We start from the raw sequence: 18,488 nt of genomic DNA, 5'->3' as shown, positions 1-18,488 counted from the left end.
AATAGGTCTTTTTGCTACAAGACGTCCCCTTTTGCGATGTGTTTTTAGTTATAGACAATCTGACCGTTACTGTATCACAGGTTAATTATTTGGAAAAGAGGTTATAATGTATATCATAGATTTATATGTAAATTTATACTGTGTATAAAGATTTATACTAGAATAGTACTAGAAAAAATAGTAAATTTACAGCTATAGGAAATTAAGTAGGACATAGTTCCTATTTATCGACAAATTGTGACTAAAGTAGTATTTGCTATAACATTTGAAAATAATTCTACCGAAATGATAGTATAGACATTAACAGACACACATTGGACACATCATTTTTCAGTAAACAATGACCTTTAACCTAATTCAAAGGTCTTGATCATATATATATTTTTTCCCTTATGTATCAACACTTTATTGGACTGTCGTTATAGTTCGTTCATAAATTTGTCAAAATTTAATCCGAATTTAAGGTAATTAATGTGAAAAAGTGTTAATGTAAATTTACAATTAATAATAAGAGGTGACCGAAAATGACAAACACAAGTAAAGTACAACAACTTCGTGATATGCTTCCAAAAGACCAACAATCTATCACTCGGTATGTAGAGCACGCATTAGAATCTATTGATGAATTGGTTGAAAAACACCGCCAATATACAGCTTCTCTAGCAATCTACGGTGACAAAATCAATGGTAACGAAGAACGCGTATATCGTGATACAATCGCTGAGATCAAAGCACAATTGGTAGAAACATTGGAAAGAACAGTAGAAGACTTCACACACAAAGGCGACAAACACTGGCAGAACAATTACAAAGACGGTATTGTATAAGATACAGCTTTTACAATAACTTTATCATTATTTTTCTATACAAAAAGAACCGCAGCCCGGATCGCTGCGGTTCTTTTTGTTGTGTTCAGTTATCCAAAGTGATCAATAATACGGTGCCATCATCAGATATACGATAACACCTGTAGAACTTACATATAACCAGATTGGCATTGTCCAACGTACAATTTTTTTGTGTTTTGCAATCTGCATCGTCCATCCCCATACCAGAGCAAACAAAGCAAGCGGCACAATAATCGCAGCTAAGAAACTATGTGTAATCAGGATAAAGAAATAGATAGGACGCACAATACCTACGCCACCAAATTTAGCGGTTTCTGGTGATAGATAATGAAACGTTAGATAAGTGACTAGAAATAACAATGTCGATGAAAAAGCCGCTAAAATAAAGCCACGATGGACTTTAATATTTTTTCTCAAAATCGCTATTAAAGCTGCTACTAGAAAAATAAAGGTAAAGCTGTTAAAGATCGCATTCATTCGTGGCAATAACGTAATATCAAAATCGACTGTACCTTTGTAACCTATTGCTGGTGAGAAAAATAACAACAAAATAATAACGTTAGCAATAACGGATACAGTAATAATAATTCCGGCAAAGTTTTTATTCGTTTTTGGTGTTGCCACATTAGGCTGTGTATTTTTATCCATGCAGACGCTCCCCATCTTTCAAGTTCATACTCTCATTATAGTTTTATATTGGAGTTGAGGGTAAGCCCTTTGGTGACAACAGTTTGAACATTTTGAGGTTGTTTGGATTTTATACGTCTTTACGCCAGATATCGTGATAATCTTTATTGCGTTTGAATAATGCTAATGCATAAGAACAAGCAGGTACAACTGTTTTTCCTTGCTTGCGAGCAATATCTACCGCTCTTTTCACCAGATCTTGTCCTACTTTTTGCCCGCGTAATTCTTCGGATACAAAAGTATGATCGATACTTATCGATTGCTCATCATAATCACTAAATCCTATTTCAGCTTTCGTCTCACCATCTATTTGCAATGCTAAACCTTGTTCTGTCTCGATTACTTTTTCCATTCGTATAATCTCCTTTTTTTGCATGAACCTGCAAATATATTTTAAATGAATACTTCTTATAGTTTTATCCCCTTTATTCCTGATCCAGAAACAAGTCTGCTATCAACGCCATAATGTGGAAATATGAAGAAAATGTATTAAAAATATTTATTTTTTTTAATTTTTGGTACAAAAGTTTTAATTTCCTATTAAGAATTATCATATAGTGTCGAAATATATATCATGTTTACATTATGCATTTGGGAGGTTTGGGTATGCAGTGGTTTCGGAATTTGAGGACAGCAACAAAAATTATCTCTGCTTTTTTAATTATTACCTTAATCTTTGTTAGTTTCGGATTATACAGTTTGCAAAATTTAAAAGATCTGAACAACAAAGCTAAGAATATGTATAGCCATAATCTCGTAGCAGTAAAAGATTTATCGCAAATCGAAGTCTATTATCAGCGATTGCGTGTAGCTGTGCGGGATGTGAGTACAGCACAGACAACCGAGAAAAAATTAGCCTTACTGACCAAAATGAAAGATTTCCAGACGAATATGGAAAGCTTGGCTCAAACATATGGCAATTCAATCACTACTGAAAAAGAAAAAGCGAATCTGGATAAATTTAATCAAACATACAAAGATTACTTAGTTTTATACGAAGAAGCTACACGATTAGCACAGGCTAATAATCTAACTGTTTTTAACAACTATAAAGACAACACATTAAAACCTGTAGGCGATCAGGTGGCTGATGCCATCGCCGTAATGATCGATAACAATTCGAATCTTGCTCAACAAGCCAGTCAAGAGATTGAAGACAGCTATGTTGCTTGTGTCAAAATCACTATTATTTCTTTGATTCTGGTTACGTTATTTAGTATTTTGCTAGGTTCTATAATCTCGCGCAGTATTTCTTCTCCACTACGTAAGCTTACTGATTTAATCTCCAAGTATGCTAAAGGCGATCTTAGTGAAAGTTTGGAAAATAAAAATAAAGATGAAGTTGGACAGTTATCTACATCGGTTCACACGATGGCTACCAATCTACGCCAATTGATCGAACGGATTACTTTATCTTCAGAAAATGTAGCGGCTTCTTCACAAGAAATATCAGCAAGTACAGAGCAGATTGCGAACACCAGCAATACGCAAGCTGAATCTGCTTCAATGATTACCGAATTGTTCAAAGAGCTCTCTGCGGCTATTGATTCTGTCGCTGTAAGTGCAAGCGGTGCGGCTGAATTATCTAACCTTACAGTAGATATGGCTGAACAAGGCAAACAAATTGTCAGCGAGTCTAAAGTGTCGATGAATGAAGTCAGTAATTCTATGAATAAATTAGAAGATGATTCTCAGCGTATCGGTGAAATCATTAGTGTTATCGACGATATTGCGAATCAGACGAATCTACTTGCGCTAAATGCTGCTATTGAAGCTGCTCGTGCAGGTGATCAAGGGAAAGGATTCGCTGTTGTTGCAGACGAAGTGCGTAAATTAGCTGAACGTAGTATCGATGCTACCAAGCAAATTGCTACGATTATCAAAGTGATGCAAAAAAATACGCAGTCCAGTATCAAAGCAGTCACTCACAGTGTAACTCAATCTGCTCATACTGAAGAAGCATTCCAAAAAATTGTGAATGTAGTAAATGACTCTGCTATCAAAGTCAATGAAATTGCAGCGGCTTGCGAAGAAGAAGCTGCTCAAGCTAATGAAGTTATGTTTGCTGTAGAATCGATTGCCGCAGCTAGTCAGGAATCTGCTGCCGCTTCTGAAGAAACAGCCGCTACTTCTCACTCGTTAGCCCAATTAGCCGAAGAGCTTAATACCGCTGCTTCTGTGTTCAAAGTATAATCAATCATTAATAGCTACAATGCTATACAAAAGCCAGTTATCTTCAAGTCTGAATACATATCAGATATGAAGACAACTGGCTTTTGTTGTTGTTCTTTATGATGTTTATCCTTCTTGACCACCTTGAAATAATGTCTCATCTTGCGGAAGTTGTTCTTTCTTTTGATTCTCAGCAGCCAATACCTCGGTAGCATCATCTTGAGGACGATAACCAATCTCTTCTGCTAAATAATCAATATTATAATAATTATCTGTATTCGCTGATGTACCGTACAGATTCATATATTTGCGCTCTGCTGGTGCTTCTATACAACATTTCACCAACTGAAGTAGATCACGTTCAGAGATCCAGATATGAGTAGCACGTTCTGAATGAGGTCGATCATCACCAGGAAAATTCCCAATACGAATATTGAAAGAAGAAAGATGATTTTGATCGCTATACAAACGCCCTAACAATTCAATATAACATTTACTCAACCCATAAATACTATCAGGGCGATATGGATCATTTACATCTATCGTTTCTCCTACTTGATAGAAGCCTGTAGAATGATTCGAACTTGCGAAAATAATCCGTTTAACGCCATTTTGTTTGGCGGCTTCAAACAAATGATAAGCACCGGTTACATTGACAGGTAAAGCTACGCCCAAAAAGTCATCTTCATCTTTTTGCCAGGCTATATGCAATATCGTATCGATTCCTACCGTTTTTTGTTTAATTTGCTCTGCATCAGTAATATCTAATGGTTGTATCCCTTGTGCTGTATCGCCTTCAATATCTGTTGCCAGTACATCATATTCTTGTTGTAACCCTTGATAAAGACTCTTCCCAATCACACCACTTGCGCCTGTTATTAATAGTTTGCGCTTCATGTGACTCCTCCTTTATTCGGATTGCTGAATATATTTAGCATATTGTTGTAATGCACGATCAATATCAGGAAAGCGTAATGGTTTACTAATAAAGTCTTGCATACCTGCGTCCAAACACATTTGACGATCTTCCATTCGTGCAAAAGCAGTCACCGCAATAATCACTGGTTGCTCTTGCTCGGTTAGACGCTCCCGGATATTACATGTAGCTTCAATACCATCCATCTCAGGCATTTGTATATCCATAAATATAATATCGTAAGGATGAGCGATAGCCGCCGATAATGCTTCACGTCCATTATTCGCTACATCTGCTTGATAACCTATCTTTTTCAAAATCTCTACCATTAATTTCTGATTAACCGGATGATCTTCTGCCAGTAGAATCCGTAAAGGGCCATACTTAAATTCAGGCATCATATAACGGTTCTGTTGTTCACTATTTGTCCCTATGGCTTCAATAGCTTTCGGTTCTTCAAATGGTTTGAAAGGAACTACAAAACGGAATGTTGCTCCTTGCCCTTCTTCACTATCTACATCGATCGAACCACCCATCAGCTCGATCAGCTTTTTACAAATAGCTAGACCTAGACCTGTTCCTCCATACTTACGGTTGATGGCAGGATGAAGCTGAGAAAACGATTGGAACAGTTTATCCTGTTTGTCAGAAGATATACCGATTCCGGTATCTTTGATCTCAAACTCCAAAATACATTCTCCTGTCGAGCGCATATCTAATAGCGAAATCGACAATCGTACACTTCCTTGATCGGTAAATTTAATCGCATTACTAACCAAGTTAACCAACACTTGTCGCAAGCGAGACGCATCACCGACGACCGAAGCAGGAACACGGTTGTCCACATGATAAGTTAACTGAATATCTTTTTCAGCAGCGCGAGAAGTGAATAGATCCAGTACACTATCGACTAACATCACTAGATCAATCGGTTCATGATCCAGTACCATTTTACCGGCTTCTATTTTACTAAAGTCTAAAATCTCATTCAGAATATGCAGTAACGCATCACTGCTGTCTTTAATAATTTCGGTATAGCTCAATTGTTCTTCATCTAGTGGTGTATCTGCCAATAATCCTGTCATGCCGATAATGCCATTCATCGGTGTCCGAATCTCATGACTCATAATAGCCAAAAATTCAGACTTCGCACGATCGGCACGTTCCGCTAATTCTTTGGCACGAATAATCTGTTTTTCATTCGTAATATCATTAAATACAATAACAGCACCTTTGCGCTTACCTCGATCCCAGATCGGTGTAATACGGTACGATACGAGAAAGCTGGAACCATCTTTACGCCAGAAAATCGCTTCCTGTTCTTCATGAAAACAACCTTCTAATAGAGCAACATAGATCGGATTTTCTTTCGCTACATACGGCCCTCCATCTGGATGAGCTAGCTGGAACATATCCAGCAGATGTTTACCAATCAACTCACGTGCATGGAAGCCTAACATCCGCGTTGCCGCCGGATTAATAAAAGTAGCAACGCCTTCATTGTCCAGACCGAAGATACCTTCAGAGACTGAATTCAGAATCAGTGTATACTCATTGCTCAATTTCTCGATCTGTTCAATATACCTTCTCATTTCAGTAATATCTGTTGCTATACCATAGACACCTACAATTTGTTTATCTACTACAATCGGCACATTCACCAGACTGATGGCGCGCCGATCTCCATTTTTCAAAATAATCTGAGATTCATACGTCTGCGGTTTCCCTTTTAAAGCCAGTTCAAAATGTTCCGCTGTATCATAAATATTTTCAGGAGCGACCAGCGGTTCAAAAGGCATACCGATCAGTTCGGCTTCTGTACGTTCTAGTAATTTTTCCATATTAGAATTAACAGTGGTATAACGTCCATTCACATCAAATGAAAATACCCCTGCTGGATTATATTCAAATAACGATTTGTACCGTTGTTCGCTTTCTTCGATTAACAAAGCCGCCTGTCTGCGCTCATTAATATCACGCGCGATCGACACCATCTCTTGAATATTGCCATGTTCATCGTATACATACCGACCGGACAACTCCATCCATACGTAGCTACCTGATTTGTGGCGCTGACGATACGTAATCGGTTGAGGCTGTTCTCCTTGCAGATTCAGGGTCATATACTGTTTGATATCACTTACATCATCAGGATGAATATACTCTATTGCTGGTGTTCCTTCTAACTCATCTGGCTGATAACCCAGAATAGAATAACAAGCAGGTGAACAATACAGATACGTAGTATCTTCTACAGAATTACGTGATATAAAATCTAGCGATTGCTCTGAGATCAAGCGATAATTACGTTCACTATCTTTGAGACGTTCTTCCATACGTGTGCGCTCTGTAATATCCTGAGTCATCCCAATAATATGAATCGGTTGACCTCGATCATCAAGTGCTGCACTCCAGTGAGACTGCAAATATTTCATCGTACCATCGGCTAAAATAATCCGGTAAATATGTTCGCCGCCTTCACCAGTAAGCATCGTGTAACGAATCGCTTTACGGAAATCCGGTAGATCTTCAGGATGGATCATTTTCAAAATATCTTCGCTATAAGGCTCTTCCGCTCTAAATGCATATCCAAACAAACGTCTTGTTTCTTCTGCAAAACTAAAGGAGCCATTCGAAATATCCCAGTCCCATGCTCCAATATGCGCGATGCGCTGAGCTTCAACCAGTCGATCTTCATTCTTTTTGCGTTCATTCACATCACGTCCAACACCTAGAACTTTCTCGATCTCTCCTTGATCATTGCGTACTACTTGAAATAAAATCTCGAACCACAAATAATGACCTTTTTTATGTTTAAGACGACGGGTCATCGTACCCCATTCTAGATACGTATTCCCACTATTTTTCATTTGTAATGCATCATCAGGATGATAATATTGCATTCGATCTTGCCCGATCATTTCTTCAGGATGATAGCCTAGCACAGCATAAAATGAATCTGATACATAACGCAATATCCCATCCGGCGTACTATATGAAATTAAATCGCGCGCATTCTCGGTAATTAAAGTATATAAATCTTCATTCTCCGCAATAATCATTTCATGTTCTTTTTGCGAAGTAATATCCTGAAATTGAGCAATATAATATAACGGTTGATGCTGCATATCATAAATAATCGAAATATCGATAGAAGTCCAGATTAAATGACCTTTTTTGTGCAAATACCGATGTTCTGTATGATATTGTTCGGATTGGTTTTCTTTCATTTGTGCATATATACTTTGATATCCGATTTGGAATTGATCTTCCAAACAAGTAATATTTTCTTCTCGCATCCGGCACATTTCTTCTTCAGAGTAACCAAGCATTTTACAAAAAGCAGGGTTCACCTGTAACCAAGCTCCATCTTTAGGTGAAATCACAGCAATCCCAAAAGGAGACATACGATATATATGTTCATAAATCAATTGATTTTGTTCTGAATGGTTAATCACTGTATTCCCCTCCATGTTGCCGTACGCACTTTCGCAATTGAGACTCGGAAAGCTTTCATATGTATAAACTACCCTTTAATGCGTTTAACGAATAGTCGTTGACTATCTTTATTATGTATAATTTTTCACTTATTCCGATTCAAGATCACGCTTATGATATAAAAAAAGAGATATCTTGTATAAGCAACAAGATATCTCTTTACTATTAAGCAGGTTGTACTACTTCTTCACCATTCAAAATCAGACGATAATGAATATCTGCACTTAGTGAATCAGAGACAGCGCAATACTTTTCTTTGCCCATTTGAATCGCTTTCCACACACGATAATCTGGAATATCTCCATCTACTTTGAAAATAAGATCGATCGCAGTAAATCCTTTAGGCATAGCTTCTTTGCGCGTACCTTCCGTTTCGATCTCAATTTTATTAATATTATGCAAAAACGCATCCAAAATCATTGTAATATCAATACCGATACATCCTGCTAGACCCGCAAGCAATAATTCCATCGGTGTTGCGCCTTTACCATCGCCACCATACGCGGCTGTAGCATCCATACCGATTGGATAGCCGGAAGGACCTACTGCTTCAAATGCTCTTTTACCATTCCATACTGTAGTTACGTTCATGATCTCTACCTGCTTTCGTATATTATATTAATAATCCATCACTTTACTAAGGAAACGTTGCGCTCTTTCTGTTACAGGTCGTTCAAAAAAAGATTCAGGATCAGACTGCTCGATAATGCGTCCCTCATCCATAAAAATCACTTTATTCGCCACCTGACGGGCAAATTTCATCTCATGGGTAACAACAATCATCGTCATTCCTTCTTGTGCTAGAGATTTCATAACATCCAACACTTCTCCTACCAATTCTGGATCAAGTGCCGATGTTGGTTCATCAAATAAAATAATGTCTGGTTCCATTGCTAATGCACGAGCAATACCGACACGTTGTTGTTGCCCTCCTGAAAGCCTTGAAGGATATTGATCTTTCTTTTCCAATAAACCTACTCGATCCAATACCCGTTCGCCGACATGCCGAGCATGAGTCGCTTCTAGCTTTTTGACCATTCGGAGAGATTCGGTTACATTTCCGAGTGCTGTTTTGTGAGGATACAAATTAAATTGTTGAAATACCATACCTGTCTGTCTACGAATTTGGAGCATTTTGTGCTGACGTTCTTTCAGCTTCATCGTGCTAGTTACTTGAATACTGTTCACTTCTATCGAACCTGCGCTTAGATCTTCTAATCCGTTTAGACAGCGCAGTAATGTACTTTTTCCTGAACCGCTGGGGCCTAGCAGTACAACAATTTCGCCTGCTTGCACATCCAGATCTATCTCATGTAATACTTGATGTGTACCAAATGTTTTGGACAATCCACGAGTTTGGATCATAATACTTCCCTCACATTCGTTTTAGTATGCTTTAGCCAATCGTCGTTCAATACGTTCCAAAATCGTCGAGAATATCGTACTCATGATCCAGTACATGATCGCAATTCCAATATAAAAAGGCATATATACATAATATTGAGCAATCAACAAATCAGCAGATCGCAATAGATCGGTGACCGTAATAACCGATACCAATGACGTTTCTTTAAGCATACCGATAAATGTATTTCCCATCGGTGGAATCGCTGTACGTGCCGCTTGTGGTAAAATAATACGCCACATCGTCTGTGCTGATGTCATCCCTGTTGCATAAGCCGCTTCGGTCTGCCCTTTTGGAATCGAAAGAATCGCTCCGCGAAAAGTCTCTGATAAATACGCACCAATATTGATACTCAAAGCAATACAAGCGGCAGGAATCGCATCCAGTGTAATTCCATAATCAGTCAGCCCGTAATACACGATCACTAGCTGTACAAGCACCGGCGTCCCTCTAATAATAGATACATAAAACCGGGCAATCCAGCGAATCGGACGGTTGCCTTGCATACGTGCAATCGCTACGATCACCCCGATAATCAATCCGAAAAACATGGATATGATCGTAATCAACAATGTATAACCTGCACCCTTTAAAAGAAAAGGGAGGTTATCCCATACTAATTGCATATCTATAATCTCCTCTCTTGATCATGGTAAAACAGAAGACTGCGCACCGTAGTGAACGCAGTCCTGATCAAGCTTTGATAATTGTTATTATTCAGCAGCAGGCTTTTCACCGAACCATTTTACAAAAATAGTCTCGTACGTACCGTCTGCTTTCATATCTGTTAACGCTTTGTTCAGTGCTTTTAAAAGGTCAGGATTATCTTTACGAATCGCAATACCAGCTTGGTCGGACTTGATTGCATCACCGACAGCTTTGATTTTGAATCCATTTTCTTCAACGATAGGTTTGAGAGCATAGATATTGTTGATCGTGGCATCAATACGACCTACATTCAAATCTTGTAAAGAAGTAATTACATCGTTATACGTTTTGATATTAAAGTTACCGACTTGTGGCAATACTTCTGTACGTAGGTAGGTCTCATCATTGGTTCCCAGACCTACACCGATATTTTTATCTTTAAAATCAGCTAGCTTTGTAATATCTGTATTGTTGGCATTCACGATAATTTTGACCTGATTGGTAATATACGGATCAGAGAAATCCAATTGTTGTTTACGTTCGTCTGTAATTGTAACCTGACTGATAATCGCATCGAACTTGCCTGCTTGTAAACTTGGAATCAATCCTGAAAAAGCTTGTGTTGTAAATTCAGCTTTGACGCCTAGACGCTTGGCTACTTCTTTGGCGATATCTGCATCGAATCCGTCTACTTCTTTATTTGCATTCAAAAAATTATAAGGTGCATATGTGCCCATTAATCCGACTTTCAGTACACCAGCAGATTTGATCGCTTCCAGTGTATTACCTGAAGTAGCGGTAGCTGTAGTCTCTGCACTGGTATTGCTCGCTGGATCAGTAGCTGTAGAACGTGGAGCCGCATTACCGCAAGCACTCAATACCACTACCACCATAAGTAACATTGCCAAAACGATCGGTGTAGACGTACGACGTAATGATTTCATTATTGCATTCTCCTTTAATCGGTTCTGCCCAGCAGACCATAAAATTCAAAACGTGCTGTTTCTTTTGCCAATTGTTCAGCAGTATGATTCACCAGCCCTGAAGAAGATGTACTTGTACCTGAACTGAACAACCAGCGTACAATTACCCCTTCGATCAGACTCATTAGAAAAGCTGCTCGTACAGATGCTTCCGTATGTACAGGTAACATCTCTAACTCTATCGCCCGCTGAATATTTTGCACAAATCCTTGCTCCATCTGTGAACGGGTAAGCATAATCTGTTCCCGTACTGCTTCGCTAAATCCTGTGCCATCAAGCAACATTCGCATCAAATGAGTGTGTTGCTCGGCAAATTGAAATAATCGATATAACAACTTCTCCGAAGCTTGCACCATATCATCCGCAGTACCTGAATGGGTACGGTAACCTACGCCAATCACTTCCAGTAACTGCTGTCTACCTTGCTCTATAATTTGAAGTGCTATACTTTCTTTACTTTTGAAATACCAGTAAAACGTTCCTTGCGCTACCCCTGCTTCTGCAACAATATCAGACACTTTAGTTGCATGATAACCAGCATCAACAAATTGCTTGAGGGCAATCTGCATTAACTTTTCACGCTTCTCTATCGCATCCTGTTCACGAGAACTTAACGTTGTATGATCGATACGATCAACCCCTTGATTGACTCGTCAGTCGGTTTATTTTTAAATCCTATCTGATAACTTGGTATTTGTCAATAAAAAAACGCCCACCTCGTATAAAGCATACGTTGTAGACGTTTGATCTGTCTTTTTATGATCTAATCTATTAATAGTTATTGTTCGTTGTGTTGGATGAATTACCATTTTTCTTATCACGCATCGACGTTGCTACACGACGAACTTGAGAAATCACTTTATCACGTGCACTTTTGTTACGCATAAGGTACGCTGCACCCATTCCAATAGCACTCCATAACGCTTTTCTTCCAGTCATTTTCGTTTCCTCCTTCATCCTATTCAATATATACGTTCATTTCATTTGATTCCTGTGTGTATTGCTTATCTACAACTTACCCGATCTTTAATGAAGTAAACATAATGTTAAATATATATGAAAGCAAATCGTTATTTCTCAAAAAGTACCTGCTCCTCCTCCGCCACCTGAAGAATGATTAGAAGAAGAATCGGAATGGTTTTGATCTGAATCGTTACGATAATTAGGAGTATAGATTGTTGAAGAATCCGATGGAGAATATGTGGATCGCTTCATCGTCTGATAGGTGTATTGAATGGTATAAGTATTTATTTCTGCCCAAGACAATAATGGAACAGTCTGACTCATATGTTGATAACTAGTGAGCTGAGGATGTGTAGCTAAAAAAGATGTACCCTCTTTCAAAATAATACTGTATTGGAGTAATAGATCTAACTGTTCTGGATTATTCTCATGTGTATAACCACCTGTACGTAATTGCTCGCGAAATGACTTAATTCCATAACGATAAGGCAATCCTTGAGCTGTCCATACTTTATTAGGTAATACATAACGCCCTATTAATAATAAAATACTACACCATAGTAACAGACTGTATACCTCGGATATAGTCACACCAAGTGTCAGTATCAATACATATACGATCATATATAACGTAAATACGAATTTGGAACGATAATATACGATCGTAATTCCTGTCATGATGATTAGACTAGTTAATCCTATAGTAGTTGTGAACGACGGCAAAATATCTATCACGTATAAATAAGCCAGCATACCTGCATGTAGTAACGTTAGCATAATACATGTAGGAGACAACAGCATAGGCGCATGATAGTAGCTATTCCAATCTAGCCGTTTTTTGACTTGTTTGCTCCATTTTCGATAATGTTTATAAAATTTTTTATATGGAACACGATAATATTCCATCCGCTCTGGATCATGCTTTTCTTGCGAAGTCGGTCCTGCTAAAGTATCTAATGTAAAACTGCGTTGAGAGTCAGTGAAAAGCCATTCTAACAAATAACGTTCATCTTTTTGCAGAGGGATAGAAATCACATCTTTAATTGAGAAGCGTAATGTATAATCCGGTGCTGTACTATCATGAAGATAATTAAGTCGAATCGGAACAGTCTCTATAGTAATCACATTCCGACGATACAAAGAGAATAACGAAGCTATAATATCTTCAGGTATAATCTGACCTGGATGCCACAAATAAGCTAATAATAAAGGATCTGTATATTCTAACTCTCCGACAGCGAAGCGAGCATTTTTAGCACGACGATGATGATAGATTCGCCAGATTAACCCACCGATAATAAGAAGAATGAACCCAATCATAACAAGATTTAAAATGGATCCTAACTGTTCTAAGTTTGCAGTTCTTGATGCATATTTTATAGCCAATGTGTCTTCTTCACTAATTAATGAATCTTTGGCTAAAATCGGTTGTGCCTGCATATTAGACATCATTTGCGCTGGAAATAATATACGTATTTCTGATAATTGATGTGCAGGGAGTTCTTTATTTTTATAATAAACTGTTCGATTTTGATCAAAGAAAAGCGTTCCGCCATACTTGTCTTTGAGATAAGCATGTATATCTTGTATTGAGCCTTTTTGCGGTAATGTAATACTAATTTGGACATTGTGAAGTGTGCTACTATTCTGTTGATCAAAAAAAGACCAGTAAAGATCACTAATATCTGTATATTTATGTACAACCTGTTGAATTTCATAATGATAATAAAAAGATTGAGTCTCATGTACAGAAGACTTGAAAATTTGGTAGGTATCTAGCTTACTGTTACTATACTGCTGAACCGGTAACAATTCTAAACGTTCAGGATGTTCAATAATAGACTGTATACTGTCTCCTTTAGGAATAGCATAGGCTTGAAAATTAGAAATACCCCTATGACCTTGTTGACCTATAGAACGAGTAGTTCCATGAACAGCATCTAAAAAGGTATACGTATAAAACTCGTGCACATCCAAGTTCCCATTCGGCAAAATAAAAGCTCGAACATTTACATCATCGATTCGGTACGAATCTTCTTCATCACTTGCTTGGTGATTACATCCTGCAATCACCATAACTAGTATGATTAATAGTAGTCGTAGCACTGCTTTTTGGTACATATATTCACTTCCTGCATCTGATTAGTATCTATTGATTATACCAGACGCGCGCCCAATTGATTAGATATACCTCGCACTGCTTCCCCCATAACACGATTATGATTCCAGATAAAAAGAGGACGCAACAACGGTTCCCAGCGCTGCATCCATGGTTTGTTGGTGTGTACTTGCCAATCGTAATCCAGGCGAGTATACGCTCCACTTTCTTGCAATCGGAATATCCCTTGACCGCTAAGATCACCATAAGCTTCCAGACAAATCAGCGTCTGTTCTTGCTTTTCAGTAACTACAAAATCAAGAGAAATCGTATACCAGAGCTTGGTTCTCATATTCATTCTATATTTATCGCCTATTCCATTTTTGCTGGCACCTTCTTGCAACCGTTGAAATGACACGCCTTGCCAGCAATGCAATTTTTCAAAATCTTTAATCAAATCCCACACCTCATGCGTGCTTGCTTCCAGTAACCAGCTTTCGGTGAACTCATATTTCCCCATAATGATGCCCCCTGTGTAAAAATTGTTGCCTGATCATCAGCGATGTATTAACGATATATTTTGGTAATATGAGAAGCTTCAGATACGCGGGCTTGCAAATGTCGACCTACTCCTGCTACCCCTTCATCCATCACTTTATTATGACTCCATACATAGACAGGGCGCATAACTGGATTGCTCATTCGCAACATAGAGTGATCTAAACGGACTTCCCAGACACAACGAATCAGTGTCGCCTGTCCATCATCTAATTCTTCTAAAAAACAAGTTCCTTCGCCAGCTAGCGGGCCTTCTACCATTAATTTAAACTGATTGGGTTTGCTTTTATCAGCTACTTTTAGCAGAATTTTGAGTTTGAATAACATTTTGGTGCGAAATGTACATTCGTACTCATCGCCAACTCCGTTGGTATCTCCAGTTTGCTTCACTTTCGCAAAGCTTACCCCTTGCCAGAAATCGATATTTTCGAAATGATCTACAAGTTCCCACAATTGCTCTCTAGTCGTCTCCATCTTCCAGCTACTGATGAACCGATAGTGGTACATATCAAATAATATCCAACGATACCTTGTGATCTGGAGCAGGGAAAGCTTGATCCAATTGAGCGATTTCTGCTTCACTTAATACCAGTTCTGCGGCTTGAGCGTTACTTTCTACATGACTACGGCTGGATGCTTTGGGAATCGCCAGTACATTGCCATCACGAATACACCATGCCAGCAACACTTGGAAAGGATGCACGCCACGTTGCTCGGCAATCTGTTGTACGGTCGCATCTGTAGTGAGTTCGCTTCGTAACGATCCTGCTTGTGCTAGTGGAGAGTACGCCATAATCGGCATCCCTTGTTCTTTTTGCCATGGTAACAAATCCACTTCTATACCGCGTGATCCCAAATGATACAATACTTGATTGGTTGCGCAATGTTCGCTATTAGGTAATTTCATCATTTCTTGCATATCTTTTGTGTCCAAATTCGATACACCCCAGCGGCGAATCTTACCTTCTTGTACCAATTTTTCCATCCCTTTGATCGTTTCTTCCAAAGGAATACGTCCACGCCAATGAAGTAAATACAAGTCTAACACGTCGGTTCCCAATCGATTCAGACTATTTTCGCAGCTACGGATCAAGGAATCTCCACCTGCATTATGAGGATAGACTTTGGAGACCAGAAACACTTGATCTCTCATCCCTTGAATCGCTTCACCTACAAGCAATTCTGAACGTCCTTCTCCATACATTTCTGCGGTATCGATCACCGTCATGCCTAATTCTACTCCATATTTCAACGCATCGATCTCCTCTTGTCTACGAGAAGAATCGTCGCCCATATTCCATGTTCCTTGTCCAATTGCAGGTAAAACTGTTCCGTCTTTGAGTGTAATGTGGCGTTTAGTAGTCATCTGTCATCCTCCTTAGCAGTCTGTTAATGCTTTAATGTAGTATTAACCGTTATTGAACCATTAAGAACAATTCATACATATCACATGACTTAGCACATAGACTGAACAGAATAACGATATGTATGCTATCTCTCCAAAAACGTATGCAACCTCGGCAAAGATAGAACCTAAAAAAACACCTTATTATCTCGAAAGATAACAAAGTGTTTTTTGAGTTAAAAGCTTGAGTTGCTTTTCGATTATGCTGTATATCACTAGATCTATAGGTGAATCAAACTTTTTTCTCACCATCATACGTACCGATGATACCGTACAATTCAGGACGACGATCACGGAAAATGCCCCATTCTAGACGTTGCGTTTCCAATTGATCCAGATCAAATTCAGCGACTAATACCCCTTCACTGTTCCGATCAGCTTCTTGAATTTTGTTACCTTGAGCGCCTGCAATAAACGAAGAACCATAGAAGTTGATCGAAGAATCTTCGTCTTCTTCTTTGCCAATTCGGTTTGAAGCGATCACAGGAATCAAGTTCGCTCCAGCATGACCGAGCATACATGCTTGCCAGTGATCTTTGGAATCGATCGATGTATCTTGTGGCTCAGAACCGATAGCTGTCGGGTAAAATAACAATTCTGCACCCATCAATGCCATACAGCGTGCCGCTTCAGGGTACCATTGATCCCAGCAGATTCCGACGCCGATTTTGGCATATTTGGTATCCCATACTTTGAACCCTGTATCTCCTGGATTAAAGTAAAACTTCTCTTCATACCCCGGGCCGTCTGGAATATGACTTTTACGGTATTTACCAAGAATCTCACCGTCTGCATCGATCACAGCTAGTGAATTATAACGCGCATAATTTTTCTTTTCATAAAAGCTAATTGGCAACACCACATCTAATTCTTTCGCCACTAGACGGAAATGATTGATCGCTTTGTTTTGCTCCAATTCAGTTGCATATTGATAATATTCTGCTTTTTCTTTCTGACAGAAATATGGAGTCTCGAATAATTCTTGTAGCAAAATAATTTGCGCTCCTTGCGCCGCCGCTTCACGAACCAATTTGTCTGCTTTGCGGATGTTATCGTCGATATCCCACGTACAGCTCATTTGAGTAGCCGCTACTTTTACATTTCTCATGATGTTGTTATCATCCTTTCTATAGTAAGGTCATGTAGGTCTATATTAAGCTTGAGCAGGAATTTGTTGCGTTGTGCAGTGGACGTTACCACCTTCGCGAATCACAGCCATACCATTGATGGCACGAATCTTGCGATCAGGGAAAGTGTCTTGCAATACATTCATCGCATGTTGATCCGCTTCTTCTGCTGTACCGCCGAATACTGGTAAAATAATACCACCATTGACGAAGTAGAAATTCAAATAGCTTAGTGTCAAACGTTGCTCACCATGCATCACCATAGGTGGTTGCTGAATCTCGATAATTTCCAATTTGCGTCCTTTGGCATCTACAGCATTGTTTAAGATACCTAGGTTTTCTTGCGTGATCTCATAATTATCATCGGCAGGATCATGACACACTTGAATAATCACTTTACCAGGAGCTGCAAAACAAGCGACATTATCAACATGACCATCTGTTTCATCGCCAGCAAGACCACGATTGAGCCAGATTATTTGTTCTACATTGGTAAAGTCTTTGACATGCTGTTCAATCTCTGCGCGAGATAGATCAGGGTTACGGTTCGTATTAAGCAGACATTCTTCAGTTGTCAGCATAGTGCCTTCACCATCTACATGAATCGAACCGCCTTCAAGTACAAGTGGTGCATCGAATTGACGAATATTCAAGTGTTTGAGAATCGCTGGAGCTACTGCATCATCCAGATCCCACGGCTCGTATTTACCACCCCAAGCATTGAAGTGCCAGTTGATCCCTGCACGTTCACCTTTATCATTAACAACGATCGTCGGGCCATTGTCACGTAACCAAGCATCATTATGTGCAAGTGGCAAAAAGTCTACCGCTTGACCGACAAAACGTTTGCTGACATTGTCTACATCATCTGGATTCACAACCAGTGTAACTGGCTCAAATTCAGCAATCGCACTCACTAATTCTTCATATCCATCACATACAGTAGCATAATCATCAGGATAGACCATCGAATCCATAATCGGCCAAGATAATAATGTACGTTCATGTTGTTCCCATTCCGCAGGCATCTTATATTGCAAATCTATTGGTTTCATTATATTTATTCACCTTGTCCATTCATAAGTATTGGGATGATTTCACAACCTATATCATACAATACTCCTTCTATTGTACCAAGTGATTTCAGTAAATTTTATGTAAACTGACAACAATTTTCGAT

Annotated in this window: 18 protein-coding genes; 2 read left to right on the top strand and 16 right to left on the bottom strand. The window is 38.9% G+C overall.

The window, feature by feature from the left end; translation table 11 throughout:
* The first annotated feature begins 524 nt into the window (after nucleotides 1-524).
* Nucleotides 525-827, top strand: coding sequence for a hypothetical protein (locus QE450_RS21970; RefSeq protein ID WP_273614557.1), 303 nt, complete (start codon nucleotides 525-527; stop codon nucleotides 825-827).
* A gap of 102 nt (nucleotides 828-929) precedes the next feature.
* On the opposite strand, the gene QE450_RS21965 is transcribed toward QE450_RS21970, so the two are convergent.
* Together QE450_RS21965 and QE450_RS21960 are read right to left on the bottom strand one after the other, a co-directional pair.
* Complete coding sequence (locus tag QE450_RS21965; RefSeq protein ID WP_273614556.1) at nucleotides 930-1,496, bottom strand: DUF420 domain-containing protein; 567 nt, start codon at nucleotides 1,494-1,496, stop codon at nucleotides 930-932.
* A gap of 109 nt (nucleotides 1,497-1,605) precedes the next feature.
* Nucleotides 1,606-1,887 (bottom strand): GNAT family N-acetyltransferase, encoded by a 282-nt coding sequence (locus QE450_RS21960; protein ID WP_273614555.1) that lies wholly within the window; start codon nucleotides 1,885-1,887, stop codon nucleotides 1,606-1,608.
* A gap of 254 nt (nucleotides 1,888-2,141) precedes the next feature.
* Here QE450_RS21960 and QE450_RS21955 point away from each other — a divergent pair, with 254 nt between their 5' ends.
* Complete coding sequence (locus QE450_RS21955; protein ID WP_307302130.1) at nucleotides 2,142-3,728, top strand: methyl-accepting chemotaxis protein; 1,587 nt, start codon at nucleotides 2,142-2,144, stop codon at nucleotides 3,726-3,728.
* A gap of 105 nt (nucleotides 3,729-3,833) precedes the next feature.
* On the opposite strand, the gene QE450_RS21950 is transcribed toward QE450_RS21955, so the two are convergent.
* From QE450_RS21950 to QE450_RS21885, 14 genes are all read right to left on the bottom strand, one after another.
* The gene (locus QE450_RS21950; RefSeq protein WP_273614553.1) at nucleotides 3,834-4,604 is read right to left on the bottom strand and encodes an NAD-dependent epimerase/dehydratase family protein; all 771 of its coding nucleotides are present in this window, start codon (nucleotides 4,602-4,604) and stop codon (nucleotides 3,834-3,836) included.
* 12 nt (nucleotides 4,605-4,616) lie between these two features.
* On the bottom strand, nucleotides 4,617-8,081 hold the full coding sequence (locus tag QE450_RS21945) for a PAS domain S-box protein (RefSeq protein WP_307302127.1): 3,465 nt from the start codon (nucleotides 8,079-8,081) through the stop codon (nucleotides 4,617-4,619).
* 205 nt (nucleotides 8,082-8,286) lie between these two features.
* Nucleotides 8,287-8,712 carry an OsmC family protein gene (locus tag QE450_RS21940; RefSeq protein ID WP_274171195.1) on the bottom strand — a complete coding sequence of 142 codons (426 nt, stop codon included), beginning with the start codon at nucleotides 8,710-8,712 and terminating at the stop codon, nucleotides 8,287-8,289.
* Between the two features lie 27 nt (nucleotides 8,713-8,739).
* Nucleotides 8,740-9,486: an amino acid ABC transporter ATP-binding protein gene (locus tag QE450_RS21935; protein WP_273614551.1), complete on the bottom strand. Its 747-nt coding sequence runs from the start codon at nucleotides 9,484-9,486 to the stop codon at nucleotides 8,740-8,742.
* 21 nt (nucleotides 9,487-9,507) lie between these two features.
* Nucleotides 9,508-10,152, bottom strand: coding sequence for an amino acid ABC transporter permease (locus QE450_RS21930; RefSeq protein WP_273614550.1), 645 nt, complete (start codon nucleotides 10,150-10,152; stop codon nucleotides 9,508-9,510).
* An 87-nt stretch (nucleotides 10,153-10,239) separates the two neighbouring features.
* Nucleotides 10,240-11,118 (bottom strand): substrate-binding periplasmic protein, encoded by an 879-nt coding sequence (locus tag QE450_RS21925; RefSeq protein WP_274171196.1) that lies wholly within the window; start codon nucleotides 11,116-11,118, stop codon nucleotides 10,240-10,242.
* 14 nt (nucleotides 11,119-11,132) lie between these two features.
* Entirely contained in the window at nucleotides 11,133-11,726 is a 594-nt protein-coding gene (locus QE450_RS21920) for a TetR/AcrR family transcriptional regulator (protein WP_307302122.1), read from the bottom strand.
* A gap of 202 nt (nucleotides 11,727-11,928) precedes the next feature.
* Nucleotides 11,929-12,096 carry a hypothetical protein gene (locus tag QE450_RS21915; RefSeq protein WP_273614547.1) on the bottom strand — a complete coding sequence of 56 codons (168 nt, stop codon included), beginning with the start codon at nucleotides 12,094-12,096 and terminating at the stop codon, nucleotides 11,929-11,931.
* 138 nt (nucleotides 12,097-12,234) lie between these two features.
* Nucleotides 12,235-14,241 carry a DUF2207 domain-containing protein gene (locus tag QE450_RS21910; protein WP_307302120.1) on the bottom strand — a complete coding sequence of 669 codons (2,007 nt, stop codon included), beginning with the start codon at nucleotides 14,239-14,241 and terminating at the stop codon, nucleotides 12,235-12,237.
* 35 nt (nucleotides 14,242-14,276) lie between these two features.
* Complete coding sequence (locus QE450_RS21905; protein WP_273614545.1) at nucleotides 14,277-14,738, bottom strand: SRPBCC family protein; 462 nt, start codon at nucleotides 14,736-14,738, stop codon at nucleotides 14,277-14,279.
* A gap of 47 nt (nucleotides 14,739-14,785) precedes the next feature.
* The gene (locus QE450_RS21900; protein ID WP_307302118.1) at nucleotides 14,786-15,250 is read right to left on the bottom strand and encodes an SRPBCC family protein; all 465 of its coding nucleotides are present in this window, start codon (nucleotides 15,248-15,250) and stop codon (nucleotides 14,786-14,788) included.
* A gap of 34 nt (nucleotides 15,251-15,284) precedes the next feature.
* Nucleotides 15,285-16,142, bottom strand: a complete 858-nt coding sequence (locus QE450_RS21895; protein WP_307302117.1) for an aldo/keto reductase — start codon at nucleotides 16,140-16,142, stop codon at nucleotides 15,285-15,287.
* Between the two features lie 271 nt (nucleotides 16,143-16,413).
* Nucleotides 16,414-17,289: an N-carbamoylputrescine amidase gene (gene aguB, locus QE450_RS21890; protein ID WP_273614542.1), complete on the bottom strand. Its 876-nt coding sequence runs from the start codon at nucleotides 17,287-17,289 to the stop codon at nucleotides 16,414-16,416.
* Nucleotides 17,290-17,334: 45 nt separating this feature from the next.
* Nucleotides 17,335-18,363: an agmatine deiminase family protein gene (locus QE450_RS21885; protein ID WP_307302114.1), complete on the bottom strand. Its 1,029-nt coding sequence runs from the start codon at nucleotides 18,361-18,363 to the stop codon at nucleotides 17,335-17,337.
* Nucleotides 18,364-18,488: the final 125 nt, after the last annotated feature.

The organism is Paenibacillus sp. SORGH_AS_0306 (genome assembly GCF_030819345.1).
Taxonomy (GTDB): domain Bacteria; phylum Bacillota; class Bacilli; order Paenibacillales; family Paenibacillaceae; genus Saccharibacillus; species Saccharibacillus kyungheensis.
Note: the sequence above shows the minus strand (reverse complement) of the source record. Positions and strands in the feature narration are given on the sequence as shown.